Here is a 15,993-nt window from a genome sequence, read left to right as displayed (position 1 = left end):
TTAACAATTTGTAATTTAAAAGACATCGAGTAATCTTTTTGAGTTCGCTTCACATAGCGTGTTTCTTCATGTTTTTCCATTAGGATACTTTTTGTGTATCGTTATTTCAGGACCGGACAATAATAAACTAAAAAAGGCAATTTGAATATTTCAAATTGCCTTTTTTTATTTCAAATTCCTTGGAAACTTATTAAAAAAAACACAACAATCTTTGTGATGTAATCTAACCCGTCGTACACATCGAAAAAAAATAAAATCTTTTCTACAGCAATAATAAAATCCAAAGTGCCCAGACAAAAATATTTGACTTAGACAATCTTTTTTTATTTTTTAAAGCTTGTACAGGTGTTAATGTAACAGTAATAGATCACTTTTTAACACAGGTTAAAGAAAATAGGACATTTAATTTCTTCCTTTCTCGTCAAAATACAATTGGTCCAAAGGTTCGCTTTGCCAGAATTGTTTGGTATCAACATCCATAATGCTCAATGGTCCTTTGAAAGCCGCTCCGGTATCTACGTTCCAAACATTTGCTTTTTGAACGGGAGTCGTTTCACCTATTCGGGTGACGGGCGTGTGACCGATGTAGATTTCTTCGTACAAAGTAAAACGTTTTGGATAAAACGGGTGCTCCACTTTCATTTTTGTGTCTAATGCCAATGCAGTTTCCCACAAGGTTCTGTCCCAATAGAAAAGTCCCGGGAAATATTCGAAGTCAACACCATTCATATTAGTAAAACCAGCATGAACAAACAGACGACGTTGCTCATCCAGATAAAAATTTTCCAGCGATTTTAGGAATTCAATGTGCTTTTGCTTTGTTTCTTCATTAACGGATTCGTAGGCCAATACCGTTGCTTCCCCGCCGTGTTTGTACCACAAGAGATTGTCTTTGCTTTCGTCAAGCCATTCCAGCAATAAATCATCATGGTTTCCGCGGATGCAAATGCAGTTTTGTTTGGTTTTTAAATCAATGATAAAATCAAGTACCTGAGGAGATTGACTCCAGCCATCAACGTAATCTCCCAGAAAAACAAGGGTGTCTTTTTTAGTAACGTTAGCTCTTTCCATAATTTGGTGCAATGCTCGCAAACCACCGTGGATATCGCCTATAACAAGTGTTCTCATGGACTTTTTTTCTTTTATTAATACAAAAATAGCAGAAAATGAATACTATTTTTCAAGTTATAAAATTAAGTAAAAGAGTGATGAACGAAGCTTTTTTGGTTTATTTATTTTAAAAAAATTAAAGAATTTGTATTTTAAAATAAAATTGAAATATCACGGTTTTAGGTGATTGTTTTATTTAGTTTTTCAGATTAGTTTTACAAATAATTAAACTTTTTTCAAATGAGTACATTACTTGCATTATCGTTACTGTTGGCCAAAATGATTTGTCAATTTTTAAAAGAATTGTTGGCTTTTATATAGAATTATAAATCAATAAATTTGTGTCAAAACTATTAGTGCAATTAGATATGCGCTCGAAATTTATATGAAAACATACCTACAAATACTCGTTTGTTTGCTTTTGTTAAGTTGTATGTCCAATAAAAACGTAACAAATGCTAAAGTCAATAATCAGGAATATGAAGTCAAGTCAGATAGTGCCAACTGGTTGGACAGTTCCAGAAACAGATTAATTCCGGTCGCGTTTTATAATTCGATTGTAAAAGATAAAATTAGAAATCAACAATTGGTAATTGTAAGTCATGGTTATGGAGAAAATAAACCCGGCGCGAATAAATCGTATTCATATTTAACGAAAAAATTAGCGTCTAAAGGCTATTATGTAGTCAGTATTCAGCATGAATTACCAACGGATGATTTGTTGCCTTTGACAGGGATACCTCGAGTTGTACGACGATCAAATTGGGAAAGGGGAGCAGAGAACATTCTCTTTGTTTTAAACGAATTGAAAAAAATAAAACCAGAATTAGACTTCAAACATGTAAATTTAATTGGACATTCAAACGGAGGTGATATGACAGTTTTGTTTGTCCAGAAGTATCCAGATTTGGTTAATAAAATAATTTCGTTAGACAACCGCAGAATGGAATTACCAAGAACTTCTCAGCCTAAAATCTACTCGCTTCGTTCGAGCGACCAGCCTGCAGATGAAGAAGTTTTGCCTACTATTGCAGAGCAGGAAAAGTTTGGAATAAAAATCATTAAACTCGCCAATACCATTCACAATGACATGAATGATAGAGGGAGTAAAAAACAAAAAAGAGAAATTAATATGTATGTAATGGGATTTCTTAACGAATGATATATCTAAAATAGGGCATTTACTGCACATCATATTTCATCTTTCTCAAAATCCGCAACGCTTCTTTAAACGATAAATACACCTGATTAAAAGGTTTCAAAAGTACTTTTGCATCAATCAGTTTTTGTTTGGCTTCTTCAAAACCGTTCAGGTAACAAATCATGAAGGTGGAAGGCAGGTTTTCTAAATCTTTATGCTCTCTTTCGGTTAACGAAAGTCCTTTCTGGAGTTTTTTTAGCAAAGCAATATTGGTATTGTAAATGTGAAAAAGCATTTTCTTGTTGAATTCTGGCGGCTGAAAAAGAATCTCTCTTTCAATTTTGTAATAGCCATTATCATGAAAATGAATGGTCTGTTTTTCTAAAGGATAATAGCTGGTTTTGTCGTTCAAACCTAAAGGAACATATTCGATAATGGTAAAAGTATCATCATCAAAAGTAATTTCGACCACATCCTGAGCCGAATAAAAAACCTTGATTTGTTCGTTTATCAATTCAATATCGACACGCGATAAATAGGTTTTGTCACGCGATTTTTTTGCAATACCTGCCCAGCAAATAACAAATAATTCTTTAAACACTTTATATTTTGGCGCCATATCCTTGTGGCGAAAATTCATGAAATCAATCACGCCATCAAGTGTGTTTTCGATGCTATTTCGAGAGTTGTTTTCTATACCGATTACGGTTTCTGTGTTTTGGTAATTTTTTTCAATTTCGCCTTCAATCGGCATTGTGTTACTTCCTCTTCGGATAAAAACACTGTTGGCAGGAATTGTGTAAATTCCTTTTTTGAAATGGGAAGTTTTGCTTTTTGGCTTGACCGTTACCAGTCCGATAACTTTATCTTTTGGTAAATTTGGAAAAGGTACGTTTTCGTACTGAATTTTCGGAGGATTTTCCAGATAAGCATTCACTAAATTCTGAATCCTGCTGTCGTCAAAAAAATCATCGCCCACAATAATATTGTCTTGATCTTCGACACCCACAACAATATAGGAATTGTTCGCAGGATTTGAATTGGACAGTGCGCAAATGTGTTTAAGGAACTTGGCTTTGCCTTCTCGTGTATGCAAATTCAACTGACGCTTTTTGTCATAAAAACTACTCTCATCATTGTGAGCGAGCAGGTTCTTGATAAGAATGCGTTTGTTGATCATTTGCAATTAATTATTATTTATTTCTATTTTTTATTGTTTTTAAGTCACAGTTATTAGTCATATTTTGAACCTTTTCTATCAGAACTTTTTAAAAAATTCATGAATTTTGAAATTTGGTCGATTATATTTTGAGATTTCAAAGTTAACTCCAAATAATTTTCTTCGTTGATATGTTTTCTGTCGAAGGTTCTTTGCAGTTGTGCTTTTGTTTCACAGCATGAACCTCTTGAATAACTCAGAAAAGTAATAAATTCTTTGTTTCCTCCTCGGCCAAAACCCTCCGCAATATTATCCATAACTGATCCTGAAGAACCATTGATTTGATCTTTCAATTTATAATCTTGACCAAGAGTGGTGTTTTGAATTAAATGCCAAACATGATTGCTTTGTTCTCTAGCTAATTGATAAATTGCCATTTCCTCAAAAGAATTGTAATTCGACATATTTCAGTATTTTATAAGGAATAATAAAAATAAATAATAATTAATGGTGAAAATTAATCTCTTTTTAAAATAGTCGCTGCGGCTTGCGCTGTTGGCAACACCATCAAATCGGCAATATTTACATGATACGGTCTGGAAACTACAAAGTGAATAATATCAGCGATATCTTCTGGATGTAATGGTTCAAAACCTTTGTAAACATTGGCGGCTCTGTCTGAATCACCCTTGAAACGCACTTCGCTAAATTCAGTTTCTACCGCACCGGGATTAATGGCACCAACGCGAATTCCGTAAGGATTTAAATCCATTCGCATGGCTTGGTTTAAGGCGTCAACGGCATGTTTGGAGGCGCAATAAACGTTACCGTTTGGATATACTTCTTTTCCGGCGATGGATCCAATGTTGATAATATGACCTGATTTTCGTTCAATCATTTGCGGAATTATGGCTTTCGAAACATATAAAAGCCCTTTGACATTGATGTCAATCATGGCGTCCCAATCGTCTAAATCCCCGTTTTGAATAGGATCTAAACCATGCGCATTTCCGGCATTGTTAATTAAAACATCGATTGTAGCAAAGGCTGCCGGTATGGAATTGATGTTTTCAAAAACCGCTTTTTTATCCCGAACATCAAAGGATAAAGTATGCACTTCTGTAAATTCCGAAAGTTCTTTTTTAAGATCATCTAATCGGTCTTCGCGGCGTCCGCAAAGAATAATTTTATAGTTATTTTTAGCTAATATTTGCGCTGTTGCTTTACCAATTCCGCTGGTAGCTCCAGTCACTAAGGCTGTTTTAGTCATGATTTTTTTATATTTTATATTCTAAAGTTTCTGAAAGGAACACTAATTTAGGCTACATTATTTCCCATGCTTTCTGCCCAAATAGCAAACCAATCCTCTTGGTCTAATTCTAATTCAACAGCTTTCATCAGCGATTGAATTCGGGCCACATTCACCGTTCCCGCAATTGGAATTACTTGTGCCGGATGTTTTAAAATCCAAGAAAGTAAAATGGAGTCCGAACCCAAATGGTATTTTGAAACTAAAGTCGCCAGTAATTTTTTCAACCGTCTGGTTTGTGGAATATCTTTTCTAAAAACAGATCCCAGCGGATTCCAGGACATAGGACGAATTTTGTTGGCTTGCATGTAATCAAAACTTCCATCGACCATAGGCTCAAAATTTGTTGCCGAAAATTGGACTTGATTGTACAAAACTTCTGTTTTTTGTCGAATCAATTCGGTTTGTGTAGCCGTGAAATTAGAAAGTCCAAAATCATTAATTTTACCATCTGATTTTAGTTTTAAAACCGCTTCGGCAATTTCATCAGCCTGCATCAAAGGACTTGGTCTGTGTAATAAAAGAACATCCAGATAATCCGTTTGTAGATTTTTCAAGGAATTTTCAACAGACCAGATAATGTACTCTTTTGAATATTCGTAATGTTTTATGGTATTATTACGGTTTTCCGTTACCATTTGGATGCCGCATTTTGATATTAATTGCATTTTTTCTCTGGCAATTTTACCCGAAGCAAATGCTTTTCCAAAATCAGCTTCGGTCGTGTAATCCCCATATATATCGGCATGATCAAAAGTAGTAATTTTGTTCTCCAAACATACATTAATCATGTTTTCCATTTCTTTGGTGTTGAGATTTTTATCCCAAATTCCCCAATTCATGACACCCGCTACAACAGGGGATAATTTTGTTTTATTCATGGTTTTTATTTTTTAATGATATTCATAATTCTACTATTTCAAAGTATATTTTTCAAAGTTCTTAAAAATATAAAAATTGTATCATAATTCGTCCTTAAAATTAGAGTTTTTGTCGAAGTTTTAACCATTTATTAACATCTTACTTCTAAAAAAAAATTCAATTTGCACCTTCAAAACGAAGGCATTAAATTCAAGGTTTTAAAAATAATAAAATGGAAGAAAATACATCGACTTTAGATATCAGAGCAATTAACGAAAAAATTGAAAGAGAGAGTGCATTTATAGACCTTCTCACGATGGAAATGAACAAGGTTATTGTGGGTCAAAAGCACATGGTGGAGCGTTTATTAATTGGACTTTTGGGTCAGGGCCATATTTTATTAGAAGGAGTTCCCGGATTAGCAAAAACTTTAGCAATAAATACTCTTTCACAAGCCGTTCAGGGATCTTTCAGCAGAATACAGTTTACGCCAGATTTATTGCCAGCCGATGTTGTAGGAACAATGATTTACAACATTAAGGCTAATGAATTTTCGATAAAAAAAGGACCAATTTTCGCTAATTTTGTCCTTGCCGATGAGATTAATCGTGCTCCTGCCAAAGTGCAATCGGCATTATTGGAAGCGATGCAGGAAAAGCAAGTTACTATAGGCGATACCACTTTTAAACTAGACCGACCATTCTTGGTTTTGGCAACTCAAAATCCAATTGAACAAGAAGGTACTTACCAATTACCTGAAGCGCAGGTCGATCGTTTCATGCTAAAAACGGTGATCGATTACCCAAAAATGGAAGATGAGCGTTTAGTGATTCGCCAGAATTTGAAAGGAAGTTACGAAAAAGTAAATGCAGTGGTTTCGGTAGAACAAATTTTACGTGCTCAAGAAGCTGTTCGTGAGGTTTATATGGATGAAAAAATAGAAAAATACATACTTGATATCATTTTTGCCACGCGTTATCCAGAGAAATATAAATTGGCTGATTTAAAACCATTAATCAGTTTTGGAGCGTCACCGCGTGGAAGTATCAATTTGGCGACGGCCGCAAAATGTTACGCCTTTATTAAACGTCGCGGCTATGTAATTCCTGAAGATGTTCGTGCGGTAGTTCACGATGTGTTGCGTCATAGAATTGGAGTTACTTACGAAGCGGAAGCCGAAAATATTACTTCAGTAGACATCATTAACAAAATTGTAAACGAAGTAGAAGTACCATAAATCAGTTGGCAGTTTTCAGTGATCAGTTTTCACTTAGAACGCATTAATGACTTATGAATTAAATAAAACTTTTTGCCTTTGCGCCTTTGTGGCAAGAAAAAAATGGAAACAAAAGACCTCTTAAAAAAAGTACGAAAAATAGAAATTAAAACCCGAAGATTGAGCGATCACATTTTTTCGGGAGAGTATCATACGTCTTTCAAAGGGCGTGGAATGACGTTTAGCGAAGTGCGTCAATACCAGTACGGAGATGATATTCGTGCCATTGATTGGAATGTAACCGCACGCTACAATGAAGCACACGTAAAAGTTTTTGAGGAAGAACGCGAGTTGACCATGATGTTAATGGTTGATATTTCGGGTTCAGAAAGTTTTGGTTCGAAAAATCAATTCAAAAAAGATATTGTTACGGAGATTGCCGCAACGATGGCCTTTTCGGCGACCCAAAACAATGATAAAATAGGTTTGATTTTGTTTTCAGATGAAATTGAATTGTACATCCCGCCAAAAAAGGGAAGATCACACGTATTGAGAATCATTCGGGAATTGATAGAGTTTCAGCCGAAAAGCCGTAAAACAGATATTGCGCAAGCCTTAAAATTTTTATCGGGAACCCAAAAAAAGAAAGCGATTGTGTTTGTAATTTCTGATTTCATGTCGGAAGATTACGAGCAAACATTAAAAATAGCCTCTAAAAAACACGATATAACGGGGATTCGCGTGTACGACATTCGAGAAGAAAAAATGCCGGATTTGGGGATGGTTTCCATGCTTGATGCCGAAACCGGAGCAATAGAATTGATAAATACCGGTTCGAAAGCAGTTCGAATGAATTATGAGAAACAGTACCGCGACAAAGTAAACTATTTTAAAGAGACATTCAGTAAATCAGGTTCAGGTGTTGTAAACACAAGGGTTGACGAAAGTTATGTGACGAAATTGTTGAGCTATTTTAAATCGAGATAAAACGAAACCTAGCCCTACCAGAGTTTTAAACCCTGACAGGGTTAACTAGATAAAAAATGAAAATTAGACTTTACCTACTATTATTGCTGCTTTCTACGGCTGTTTTTGCACAACAAAAGCAAGTAGTCACAAGTATTGACACGATTAAAAATAAAATTGGCGCGGAATTTAAACTATCCATAAAAACTACTGTTGATATTTCTTCTAAAGTAATTTTCCCGAAATTGAAAAACTTTGGCGCTTTAGAGGTAATTCAGTCGTATCCTATTGACACTGTCAAAATGGACGGTCGTTATGAATTAATCAAAAAATACGGTTTAACCCAATTTGATTCTGGTAGATATGTAGTTCCAAGTATCAAGATTTTTATCAACAGCAAACCGTTTATGACGGATTCACTTTTGGTTGAAGTGGCAAATGTTCAGGTAGATACTTTGAAACAAAAAATGTTCGACATTAAAGATATTGCTCCAGCGGATAACCCGATTGGAGACTGGTGGAAATACCTACTGATTGCTGCATTGAATGTGGGTATTGGAGCATTTATTTATTGGTTTATTAAAAAGCGTCAAGAAAAGAAATTACAGGAAGAAATTTTCAAGACGCCAATCGAGAAAGCGACCAGTTTGCTGGATACGTTAGAGAAAAAAGAACTTTGGCAAAAAGGAGAAGTTAAAGCCTATTATAGTGAATTGACGGATATTGCCAGAAATTATATTGAAGAAGCGATAGAAATTCCGGCTATGGAAAGCACAACTTCGGAATTGATTCAAGGACTTAGGGCAGCTTCTGTCAAAAAGAAAATGACGCTTTCTCAGGAAATAATCGAAAATCTGGAGCGTGTTTTGAAACAAGCCGATTTAGTGAAATTCGCCAAATCAAAACCATTGGATTTTGAAATCACAGAAGACCGAAATAAAATTCAAAAAGCAATTCTGACATTAGACAATTCGATTCCTGTGGAAGTACCAGTTGAGGAAGATATGCTGTTGAATGAAGCGCAAAGACAAAAACAAATCCAAATTCAATTGCGCAAACAAAAGAACAAACGCATCGTGACTGCGGTGGCTTCGGTTGTTTTTTTGTTGGCAGCGACCACTACTTTTTTCATCGTTACCAAAGGGTTTGACTATGTAAAAGACAACATTATTGGTCATCCCACCAAAGAATTATTGGAAGGCGAATGGGTAAAAAGCGAGTATGGAAATCCGGGAATTATCATAGAAACACCAAAAGTGCTCAAGAGAGTGGATTTGACTAAAACACTTCCTAAAAATGGAATGGCTTTGATTAAAGAAATGCAATCCTTTGCGTATGGAAGTGTTTTGGACCGTTTTTATGTGATGGTTTCTACTTTAAAATTTAAACAGGAGACGCAAATCGATTTGGCTAAATCTATGGATGGAGCTTTGCAATCACTCGAAGCGCAAGGTGCTCAAAACATGATTGTAAAACAGGAAGATTTTGAAACTAAAGAGGGAATCAAAGGATTAAAAGCGTACGGAACCTTCTCACAAGTTGATAGCGACAGTAAGACCACTGCGAAAATGTATTATGAAGCAATATTGTTCAGTCAAGAAGGCGGATTGCAACAGATTTTACTTTTTCATGAAGAGGGAGACAAGTATGGCAGTGCAATATCAGAACGCGTTTTGAATGCTGTCGAATTAAAACAAGCGAGTAAATAATGGAGAAAATAACTTTTTTAAACGCGGAATTTTTTTGGTTGTTTCTGCTGATTCCAGTTGTAATTTTCTGGTTTATGCGAAAAAAGAACCATCAATCCGCCACATTAAAAATAAGTTCGTTAGAAGGATTTAAAGGGAATAAATCGTATTTGACAAAGTTAAAACCGATGTTAAATGTGCTTCGGGTTTTGGCTTTATGTTCTTTGATTGTAGCCATGGCACGCCCAAGAACGGTCGATGTAAGTAATAAAACTAAAACGACGAAAGGAATTGATATTGTAATGGCAATAGACGTTTCCGGAAGTATGCTTGCCAAAGATTTGAAGCCAGACCGAATGCAAGCACTGAAAAGAATAGCTGCAGATTTTGTTGAAGAACGACCAAATGACAGGATTGGACTAGTTGTTTATGCCTCTGAAGCGTATACAAAAGCGCCGGTAACCAGTGATAAAGCAGTTATACTTGATGCGATCAGAAGTATAAAATACGATAATGTTTTAGTAGACGGAACTGGAATAGGAATGGGATTGGCAACCGCTGTCAACAGATTGAAAGACAGTCAGGCAAAGAGCAAAGTGGTTATCCTGATGACTGACGGGGTGAATAATGCAGGGTTTATTGAACCAGATACTGCTTCGGATATTGCAAAAGAATACGGAATAAAAGTATATACAATAGGAATAGGAACAAACGGAATGGCCATGTTTCCGTATGCTATTGCACCAAACGGAAAATTTCTTTTCCAAATGATGAAAGTGGAGATTGATGAGCAAATGATGAAAAAAATTGCTAATCATACTGGTGGAAAATATTTTAGAGCAACGAGCAATAGTAAATTAGCCGAAATTTATGCAACAATAAATAAGCTGGAAACTACTGAAATCGAAGAATTAAAATTCTATGATTATGATGAAAAATTCAGACCTTTTATTTGGTTTGCCGGTTTTTTATTATTGCTGGAAGTAGGGTTAAGGAATACTGTTTTTAGAAGCTTTATATAAAATCCCCACTCCAGCGCTCCCGAAGGAAAGGGAGTAAGAACTGGAATATTGGAACTGGAATGACCAAGTTTAGAATTTTGATTTAGAGTAAAAATCTAAGATCGAAATTCATAAATCTAAAATTAAAAATGGAATTAGACGAAAAAAAATATTTATATCTCCTCTTAATACTGCCTTTGGTGGTGTTGATTTTTCTGTTCAATTTATATTGGAAAAGAAAAAAACAACGCGAGTTTGGAGATTTAGAAATGGTGAAAAAGCTGAGTCCTGAAAGTTCAGTTTTTAAACCCGTTTTGAAAGTGTCAGTACTGATTTTAGCATTGCTGGGTTTAATTCTCGGTTTGGTAAATCCAAAAATTGGTACCAAAATGGAAACCGTTAAGAGAGAAGGAATCGACATTGTTTTTGCAGTGGATGTCTCCAAAAGTATGCTAGCTGAAGACATAGCCCCAAACCGATTGGACAAAAGCAAGCAGATTGTTTCGCAAATCATCAACCAGTTAGGAGGCGACAGAATAGGAATTGTGGCGTACGCTGGAAGCGCTTTCCCGGTATTGCCCATCACTACTGATTACAGCGTTGCAAAAATGTTTTTGCAAAGCATGAATACTGATATGGTTTCCTCCGTAGGAACATCGTTCAACGAAGCAATCAAATTATCGTCAACCTATTTTGACGATAAAAAAACGAGTAAGCTATTGATCATGATTTCGGATGGTGAAGACCATAATGAAGGTGCAGAGGAAGCCGCCGAAGAAGCCAATAAGTTGGGAATTAAAATTATTACAATTGGTGTTGGAACTGAAAAAGGAGGTACAATTCCATTGAAAAGAAATGGAATTATTGAAGGTTTCAAGAAAGACAATAACAACGAAGTGGTTATAACGAAATTGGTTCCAGAAAGTTTGACAGCCATTGCTAAAGCCACAAAAGGAGGTTATGTAAATGGCAATAATACCAAAGAAGTGCTTGAATATGTAAAGAATGCATTAGATAATATTCAAAAAACCGAATTTGAAGCGACCGAAATGGCGGATTTTCAATCACAATTTCAATGGTTCTTAGGTTTTGCTTTTTTGCTGTTATTTGTGGACGTTTTCCTGTTGGAAAGAAAAACAAGTTGGGTTAAAAAATTGAATTTATTTAACGAGAGTAAATAATTATTTCTAAAAGGTTTCAAAGCCTTCTGGATATATAGATACAATAAATGAAAAGATTTAAAATTATCATAATTGCCTTTTTAATCGTTGCTTTTTCGGGTACAGCCGGATTGCATGCGCAACAAAAAGATCGAATTTTGCCCCAAGCAAACCAAGATTATGCGGACAATAAATTCGTGGAAGCTGAAGCCAATTACCGAATTTCAGATTCAAAATTTCCTAACAAAGCCGCTGCGCCTTTTAATCTTGGAAACAGTATTTACAAGCAAAAACAATCCTCCGAAGCCAAGTTTGCGTATTCTAAAGCGTTAAAAAATTCAAAAACAAGACCTCAGAAACACCGTGCTTTTCATAATCTTGGAAATGTGTTCATGATTGAAAAAGATTATACACAAGCTGTAGAAGCGTATAAAAACGCATTGCGTAATGATCCGACTGATGAGGAAACCCGTTATAATTATGCTTTGGCAAAAAAAATGCTGAAAGACAATCCACCAAAAGACGATAAGAAAAAAGACGAGAAAAAAGATCAGGATAAGAAAGACGATAAAAAGGACGAAAAGAAAGACGGCGAAAAAGACAAAAAAGACGACAAAGACAAAGATAAAAAAGACGATAAAGGCGATCAGGACAAACAAAACAAAGATCCGAAACCCAACGATAAAGGAGAACCAAAACCTGCGCCAGGAGGAATCTCAAAGGAACGTCTGGAAAATCTATTGGACGCCGTAAACAAAGAGGAAAAGAAAGTTCAGGACAAAGTGAATGCCCAAAAAGTAAAAGGAAAACCAGTTAAAACGGAAAAGGATTGGTAATTCAATTAGAGAGTTTGAAAATGAAAAAATACTTAGCAGCGATTGTTTTATTGGTGTGCAGCACACTTAGCGCTCAGGTCCAGTTTGAGGCCAGAGTAAGCAAAACTACGCTGGGATTGAATGAAAGACTGCGTATTGATTTTATGATGAATGTAGATGGCGATAATTTTGTGCAGCCGTCTTTTGATGGTTTTCAAATTATAGCCGGACCAAGTCAGCAGGTGAGTCAGTCATGGGTAAACGGGAGAAGCTCTTTTGAAAAAGCGTACTCTTATTTTTTGGTACCCAATCAAAAAGGAACATTCATAATCAAGCCGGCGGCTATTGAGTACAACGGTCAAATCTATAAAACTGCACCTGTAAAAATCATTGTGACCGCTGCTACGGAACAGCCCAGAGACCCTAACGACTCGCAAATATCTGGCGATGAAAACCTGTATCTGGTTGCTGATGTTTCTAAAACAAATCCATACATAAACGAACCCATTACGGTTGTTTACAAGTTGTATTTCGCTAACATTGGAATTTCAAATCTAGGGGAATCAAGTAAACCTAAATACAATGATTTTTGGAGTCAAAATATTGAAATCAAACAACTTGCTGCCGAAGAAGGAATTTTCAAGGGCCAGAATTTCAGGTTTATTGTACTCAAGAAAGTGGTGCTATATCCACAAAAATCGGGCAGACTTAAAATTGAGCCATTATCATTATCGGTAGATGTGCAATTACCAACAAACCGCAGGGATATGTTTGGTCGAATGATGCTCACGGAAACCACAAAGCGAGTTTCGGCTGGTGCCAAAATCATCAACGTTAAGCCATTACCCGAGTCAGGAAAACCAGATGATTTTAGCGGTGCAGTTGGAGATTTTGATTTTAAAGTCACACCATCAAAGACTAATTTGAAACATGGAGAAAGCTTGGATTTGGTTGTAAGTGTAACCGGAAAAGGAAATTTAAAACTATTTAGTTTGCCAAAACCCGTAGTGCCTAATGCACTGGAAATGTACGATGCCGTTCACAGCGAAGACATCAGCACGCCACTTTCTGGAATGGCTGGAAAATCGTCAGACAGTTATGCAATAATTCCACAATACAGGGGGAATTATCCGGTCAAACCAATGCAGTTTTCTTATTTTGATTTGAGCTCCGGAAGCTATAAAACGTTGCGTTCTCCGCAGATTATGATTAATGTTTTGGATGGTCCTACACCGGCTGATTCTACTGCAACAGGTGGTAATAAGAATAAAATTGCAGCTGTAGAGGAATTTAAAACGATCAAGTCAAAAACCAATCTTGTTACCATTGACAAAGAGGATTTCTTTGGATCGAATTTGTTTATTGGATTGTTATTGCTTCCTTTTTTACTGGTACCAATAATTGTGTTATTCAAAAAGAAGAAAGAAGCCATGGATGGTGATATTTCCGGAAACAGAATCCGAATGAATAACAAATTGGCCAAGAAATATTTATCAGAAGCGAAGAAACAAATTAACAACAAAGAACTGTTTTACATTGCGCTGGAAAAAGCGATGCATAATTTCCTAAAAGCGAAATTACACATTGAAACTTCAGAAATGAGCAAGGATAACATTCAGGAATTATTGTTGTCCCGAAATGCAAAACCAGAAGCGGTAAATGATTTTATTGCGCTTACTGAAAATTGTGAAGTGGCTCGTTATGCACCTTCGTCAAGTGTTACAATACAACAGGATTTTGATAAAGCGGTATTTATAATATCTGAATTAGAAAAACAGATTGCTTAGCAAAAGTATTACAATTAATTTTGAGTAAATAAACTTTGCGCCTTTGTGCCTTTGCGGCAAAAAAACATAAAGATGAAAAACATACTATACATACTCTTACTTTCAACTCAGGTTTTCTTTGCCCAAAACGGCTTTGAAAAAGGGAATACGTACTATGAAAAAGGAAAGTACACCGAAGCTGTGGCGGCCTATGAAGGTATTTTAAAAGACAATAAGCAATCCTCAGAATTGTATTTTAATTTAGGAAATGCGTATTATAAATTGAATCAGATAGCGCCTTCAATTTACAATTATGAAAAAGCATTAGTACTGAATCCAAATGATAAGGAAAGCATAAACAATCTGAAGTTCGCTCAAAAAAGGACTATTGATGAGATTAAAGTAATTCCAAAAGTAGGTTTTGGAAAATTACTTCGCGATTTCACGGGAATTTACCACTATAACACTTGGGGATGGGTTTCTGTAGGACTGGCGACATTTTTTTTATTGTTTTTTATCGGGTACTATTTTTCTCAAAAAACGCTTTCTAAACGGATTTTTTTCTTTGGAATGTTTGTGGTAATTTTTATGATGCTTATCACGTTATCCGCTGCAATTATGGAGAAAAGTCATTTTGACACTGAAAAACCGGCCATAGTTTTTGCTGAAAAGACTAATGTAAAACCAGAACCCAGAGATGGCGGAAAACCGTTATTTGCCCTTCACGAAGGAACCAAAGTCTATGTATTTGAAACTATTGGAAAATGGAAAAAAATACAACTTACGGATGGAACCACAGGCTGGATAGAAAGTAGTGCGATTAGGGTAGTGAAGTAGTTGTAACTCTCCAAATAAATTTTGTGAATTTATATTTGCAAAACTTTACTTTTTACTTTTTTGTAGTTCTTTGTTCCAATCTATTTTTCAATCAAAAGTTTATTAATTACACTTTCAATATTGTAGAAGGCGACTTTTCTATCGCTTTCGAAAATACCATTATATCGTATGCGACCATCTTTTAAAATGATCAAGTGAGGAAAGCTATTGATTTTTAAACTATCTTCAATCTGTTTGGCAGATGTTGCATAGATTTTCGGGAAAGTGTATCCAAGATTATTTAATATTTTGGTTGTTTTAGTGAAATCATCTTGCTTTAAAGGGACATTAACAGCATATAAAATAACATTAGAATTTTTTTTATATTTTAGAAAAGTGTACTCTAAATCAGGGAATTTAGTAAAACAAATGGCACACGAGGTCGTCCAAAAATCAAGTACAATTATTTTGTCTTTCTTAAAATTTACAGTTGTATTATTTTCATCAGTAAAATGTACTAGCGGATATCGACTATTCACTTCGGCATTTTGATTTTCCACTAAAATCAATACATTTTGGAATAACACATATCCTACAATTCCGAAAAGTCCTATCGCTAAAAATATAATCACCTTATTTTTAAACTTAAAATAAGTATAAGCCAAAACACTACTAATTGGTAAAAATACCAAGTATAATATTGTTCGGGAATATTGATTGTAAATAAAAAAAAGCATGAGGAAAATAAGCATCATTGGCGATATCAGAATAAGAACCAACTTCAAAGCTTCATTTAAGGTATTTGTCTGAAATATTTTGATGCATATAAAAAAACTTGTCGTTAAAAATAGCAATAACATCAAGGAATGGTCGCCATAAGTTATTGTGCCAAATAAGACATAACTTGCAATTAAACATAATGCTGTTATTATGTTTTTTTTATATGATTTCATAAAATAATAATTCTTGTTTAGTCTCTTAGATT

The 15,993-nt window shown here is 35.2% G+C and carries 15 protein-coding genes; 9 read left to right on the top strand and 6 right to left on the bottom strand.

All coding sequences use genetic code 11. The annotated features are described in order from the left end of the window. Nucleotides 1-402 precede the first annotated feature (402 nt). Nucleotides 403-1,128: a metallophosphoesterase family protein gene (locus ACP7AQ_RS09345; protein ID WP_426062371.1), complete on the bottom strand. Its 726-nt coding sequence runs from the start codon at nt 1,126-1,128 to the stop codon at nt 403-405. Between the two features lie 367 nt (nt 1,129-1,495). Between ACP7AQ_RS09345 and ACP7AQ_RS09340 the strand changes: the two genes are divergently transcribed. Further along, on the top strand, nt 1,496-2,272 hold the full coding sequence (locus ACP7AQ_RS09340) for an alpha/beta fold hydrolase (protein ID WP_426095268.1): 777 nt from the start codon (nt 1,496-1,498) through the stop codon (nt 2,270-2,272). 19 nt (nt 2,273-2,291) lie between these two features. Here ACP7AQ_RS09340 and ACP7AQ_RS09335 read toward each other — a convergent pair whose 3' ends face one another. From ACP7AQ_RS09335 to ACP7AQ_RS09320, 4 genes are read right to left on the bottom strand one after another with little or no spacing between them, the layout of a single operon-like run. Then, nucleotides 2,292-3,431: an ATP-binding protein gene (locus ACP7AQ_RS09335; protein WP_426095267.1), complete on the bottom strand. Its 1,140-nt coding sequence runs from the start codon at nt 3,429-3,431 to the stop codon at nt 2,292-2,294. 53 nt (nt 3,432-3,484) lie between these two features. Further along, nucleotides 3,485-3,874 (bottom strand): four helix bundle protein, encoded by a 390-nt coding sequence (locus ACP7AQ_RS09330; RefSeq protein ID WP_426062368.1) that lies wholly within the window; start codon nt 3,872-3,874, stop codon nt 3,485-3,487. A 53-nt stretch (nt 3,875-3,927) separates the two neighbouring features. Then, a complete protein-coding gene (locus tag ACP7AQ_RS09325) occupies nt 3,928-4,680 on the bottom strand; it encodes an SDR family NAD(P)-dependent oxidoreductase (RefSeq protein ID WP_426095266.1) in 753 nt (250 codons plus the stop codon). Between the two features lie 47 nt (nt 4,681-4,727). Beyond that, on the bottom strand, nt 4,728-5,600 hold the full coding sequence (locus ACP7AQ_RS09320; protein ID WP_426062366.1) for an aldo/keto reductase: 873 nt from the start codon (nt 5,598-5,600) through the stop codon (nt 4,728-4,730). 212 nt (nt 5,601-5,812) lie between these two features. On the opposite strand from ACP7AQ_RS09320, the gene ACP7AQ_RS09315 reads away from it, so the two are divergent. The 8 genes from ACP7AQ_RS09315 (at nt 5,813) to ACP7AQ_RS09280 (ending at nt 15,029) form a co-directional block, all read left to right on the top strand. Beyond that, nucleotides 5,813-6,817: an AAA family ATPase gene (locus ACP7AQ_RS09315; protein WP_131908066.1), complete on the top strand. Its 1,005-nt coding sequence runs from the start codon at nt 5,813-5,815 to the stop codon at nt 6,815-6,817. Nucleotides 6,818-6,919: 102 nt separating this feature from the next. Then, on the top strand, nt 6,920-7,783 hold the full coding sequence (locus ACP7AQ_RS09310) for a DUF58 domain-containing protein (protein WP_091203440.1): 864 nt from the start codon (nt 6,920-6,922) through the stop codon (nt 7,781-7,783). Nucleotides 7,784-7,839: 56 nt separating this feature from the next. After that, on the top strand, nt 7,840-9,471 hold the full coding sequence (locus ACP7AQ_RS09305) for a hypothetical protein (RefSeq protein ID WP_426095265.1): 1,632 nt from the start codon (nt 7,840-7,842) through the stop codon (nt 9,469-9,471). Beyond that, nucleotides 9,471-10,472 carry a vWA domain-containing protein gene (locus ACP7AQ_RS09300; protein WP_426095264.1) on the top strand — a complete coding sequence of 334 codons (1,002 nt, stop codon included), beginning with the start codon at nt 9,471-9,473 and terminating at the stop codon, nt 10,470-10,472. The genes ACP7AQ_RS09305 and ACP7AQ_RS09300 overlap by 1 nt, the downstream gene beginning before the upstream one ends. A 128-nt stretch (nt 10,473-10,600) precedes the next feature. Next, nucleotides 10,601-11,632: a VWA domain-containing protein gene (locus ACP7AQ_RS09295; protein ID WP_426095263.1), complete on the top strand. Its 1,032-nt coding sequence runs from the start codon at nt 10,601-10,603 to the stop codon at nt 11,630-11,632. 47 nt (nt 11,633-11,679) lie between these two features. Next, the gene (locus ACP7AQ_RS09290) at nt 11,680-12,447 is read left to right on the top strand and encodes a tetratricopeptide repeat protein (RefSeq protein WP_426095262.1); all 768 of its coding nucleotides are present in this window, start codon (nt 11,680-11,682) and stop codon (nt 12,445-12,447) included. Nucleotides 12,448-12,467: 20 nt separating this feature from the next. Further along, nucleotides 12,468-14,213, top strand: a complete 1,746-nt coding sequence (locus ACP7AQ_RS09285) for a BatD family protein (RefSeq protein ID WP_426095261.1) — start codon at nt 12,468-12,470, stop codon at nt 14,211-14,213. A 72-nt stretch (nt 14,214-14,285) separates the two neighbouring features. Next, nucleotides 14,286-15,029 (top strand): tetratricopeptide repeat protein, encoded by a 744-nt coding sequence (locus ACP7AQ_RS09280; RefSeq protein ID WP_426095260.1) that lies wholly within the window; start codon nt 14,286-14,288, stop codon nt 15,027-15,029. Nucleotides 15,030-15,109: 80 nt separating this feature from the next. On the opposite strand, the gene ACP7AQ_RS09275 is transcribed toward ACP7AQ_RS09280, so the two are convergent. Next, nucleotides 15,110-15,961 carry a TlpA family protein disulfide reductase gene (locus ACP7AQ_RS09275; protein ID WP_426095259.1) on the bottom strand — a complete coding sequence of 284 codons (852 nt, stop codon included), beginning with the start codon at nt 15,959-15,961 and terminating at the stop codon, nt 15,110-15,112. Between the last annotated feature and the right edge of the window lie 32 nt (nt 15,962-15,993).

This window comes from Flavobacterium sp. DSR2-3-3 (assembly GCF_049896585.1).
Lineage (GTDB): Bacteria > Bacteroidota > Bacteroidia > Flavobacteriales > Flavobacteriaceae > Flavobacterium.
The sequence above is the reverse complement of the archived record's forward strand: the minus strand, read 5'-3'. Positions and strand labels throughout refer to the sequence as shown.

Excerpts from the sequence above, each read along its gene's own strand:
- ACP7AQ_RS09345 (WP_426062371.1), bottom strand. The coding sequence starts at position 1,128 with ATGAGAACACTTGTTATAGGCGATATCCACGGTGGTTTGCGAGCATTG.
- ACP7AQ_RS09340 (WP_426095268.1), top strand. The coding sequence starts at position 1,496 with ATGAAAACATACCTACAAATACTCGTTTGTTTGCTTTTGTTAAGTTGT.
- ACP7AQ_RS09335 (WP_426095267.1), bottom strand. The coding sequence starts at position 3,431 with ATGATCAACAAACGCATTCTTATCAAGAACCTGCTCGCTCACAATGAT.
- ACP7AQ_RS09330 (WP_426062368.1), bottom strand. The coding sequence starts at position 3,874 with ATGTCGAATTACAATTCTTTTGAGGAAATGGCAATTTATCAATTAGCT.
- ACP7AQ_RS09325 (WP_426095266.1), bottom strand. The coding sequence starts at position 4,680 with ATGACTAAAACAGCCTTAGTGACTGGAGCTACCAGCGGAATTGGTAAA.
- ACP7AQ_RS09320 (WP_426062366.1), bottom strand. The coding sequence starts at position 5,600 with ATGAATAAAACAAAATTATCCCCTGTTGTAGCGGGTGTCATGAATTGG.
- ACP7AQ_RS09315 (WP_131908066.1), top strand. The coding sequence starts at position 5,813 with ATGGAAGAAAATACATCGACTTTAGATATCAGAGCAATTAACGAAAAA.
- ACP7AQ_RS09310 (WP_091203440.1), top strand. The coding sequence starts at position 6,920 with ATGGAAACAAAAGACCTCTTAAAAAAAGTACGAAAAATAGAAATTAAA.
- ACP7AQ_RS09305 (WP_426095265.1), top strand. The coding sequence starts at position 7,840 with ATGAAAATTAGACTTTACCTACTATTATTGCTGCTTTCTACGGCTGTT.
- ACP7AQ_RS09300 (WP_426095264.1), top strand. The coding sequence starts at position 9,471 with ATGGAGAAAATAACTTTTTTAAACGCGGAATTTTTTTGGTTGTTTCTG.
- ACP7AQ_RS09295 (WP_426095263.1), top strand. The coding sequence starts at position 10,601 with ATGGAATTAGACGAAAAAAAATATTTATATCTCCTCTTAATACTGCCT.
- ACP7AQ_RS09290 (WP_426095262.1), top strand. The coding sequence starts at position 11,680 with ATGAAAAGATTTAAAATTATCATAATTGCCTTTTTAATCGTTGCTTTT.
- ACP7AQ_RS09285 (WP_426095261.1), top strand. The coding sequence starts at position 12,468 with ATGAAAAAATACTTAGCAGCGATTGTTTTATTGGTGTGCAGCACACTT.
- ACP7AQ_RS09280 (WP_426095260.1), top strand. The coding sequence starts at position 14,286 with ATGAAAAACATACTATACATACTCTTACTTTCAACTCAGGTTTTCTTT.
- ACP7AQ_RS09275 (WP_426095259.1), bottom strand. The coding sequence starts at position 15,961 with ATGAAATCATATAAAAAAAACATAATAACAGCATTATGTTTAATTGCA.